The sequence below is a fragment of the Lacticaseibacillus baoqingensis genome, assembly GCF_003946165.1.
Classification (GTDB): domain Bacteria; phylum Bacillota; class Bacilli; order Lactobacillales; family Lactobacillaceae; genus Lacticaseibacillus; species Lacticaseibacillus baoqingensis.
Map to the genome: position 1 here is coordinate 1 of NZ_RHOI01000060.1, position 1,674 is coordinate 1,674.

At 51.6% G+C, this 1,674-nt stretch carries 1 rRNA gene; it reads right to left on the reverse strand.

Going from position 1 to position 1,674, the window contains the following annotated elements:
* Positions 1-86 precede the first annotated feature (86 nt).
* Positions 87-1,654 (reverse strand): 16S ribosomal RNA (locus EKM91_RS13490).
* Between the last annotated feature and the right edge of the window lie 20 nt (positions 1,655-1,674).

Genomic DNA, 1,674 nt, shown 5'->3' on the forward strand with positions numbered 1-1,674 from the left:
TTGAGAAGGTAATCTTCTCAAAACTAAACAAAGTTTCGTGATAGGTTTCCGTGATCGCCAGCCGAAGCTGTTGATCTATTCCTTAGAAAGGAGGTGATCCAGCCGCAGGTTCTCCTACGGCTACCTTGTTACGACTTCACCCTAATCATCTGTCCCACCTTAGACGGCTAGCTCCTAAAAGGTTACCCCACCGGCTTCGGGTGTTACAAACTCTCATGGTGTGACGGGCGGTGTGTACAAGGCCCGGGAACGTATTCACCGCGGCATGCTGATCCGCGATTACTAGCGATTCCGACTTCGTGTAGGCGAGTTGCAGCCTACAGTCCGGACTGAGAATGGCTTTAAGAGATTAGCTTGCCCTCGCGGGTTCGCAACTCGTTGTACCATCCATTGTAGCACGTGTGTAGCCCAGGTCATAAGGGGCATGATGATTTGACGTCGTCCCCACCTTCCTCCGGTTTGTCACCGGCAGTCTTACTAGAGTGCCCAACTTAATGCTGGCAACTAGTCATAAGGGTTGCGCTCGTTGCGGGACTTAACCCAACATCTCACGACACGAGCTGACGACAACCATGCACCACCTGTCACTATGTCCCCGAAGGGAACGTCTGATCTCTCAGATTGGCATAGGATGTCAAGACCTGGTAAGGTTCTTCGCGTTGCTTCGAATTAAACCACATGCTCCACCGCTTGTGCGGGCCCCCGTCAATTCCTTTGAGTTTCAACCTTGCGGTCGTACTCCCCAGGCGGAATGCTTAATGCGTTAGCTGCGGCACTGAAGGGCGGAAACCCTCCAACACCTAGCATTCATCGTTTACGGCATGGACTACCAGGGTATCTAATCCTGTTCGCTACCCATGCTTTCGAGCCTCAGCGTCAGTTACAGACCAGACAGCCGCCTTCGCCACTGGTGTTCTTCCATATATCTACGCATTTCACCGCTACACATGGAGTTCCACTGTCCTCTTCTGCACTCAAGTTTCCCAGTTTCCGATGCACTTCTTCGGTTAAGCCGAAGGCTTTCACATCAGACTTAAAAAACCGCCTGCGCTCGCTTTACGCCCAATAAATCCGGATAACGCTTGCCACCTACGTATTACCGCGGCTGCTGGCACGTAGTTAGCCGTGGCTTTCTGGTTGGATACCGTCAACGTCTGAACAGTTACTCTCAAACGTGTTCTTCTCCAACAACAGAGTTTTACGACCCGAAAGCCTTCTTCACTCACGCGGCGTTGCTCCATCAGACTTGCGTCCATTGTGGAAGATTCCCTACTGCTGCCTCCCGTAGGAGTTTGGGCCGTGTCTCAGTCCCAATGTGGCCGATCACCCTCTCAGGTCGGCTACGTATCACTGCCTTGGTGAGCCTTTACCTCACCAACTAGCTAATACGCCGCGGGTCCATCCAAAAGCGACAGCTCGAAAGCCGCCTTTCAACTCAGAAACATGTGTTTCTGAGGTTTATGCGGTATTAGCATCTGTTTCCAAATGTTATCCCCCACTTAAGGGCAGGTTACCCACGTGTTACTCACCCGTCCGCCACTCGGTAAGCGGTAAAATCAGTCCGAAGACTTCAATTACCAATACCTCGTTCGACTTGCATGTATTAGGCACGCCGCCAGCGTTCATCCTGAGCCAGGATCAAACTCTCATATAATGAGTTATTTGAATAGCTCG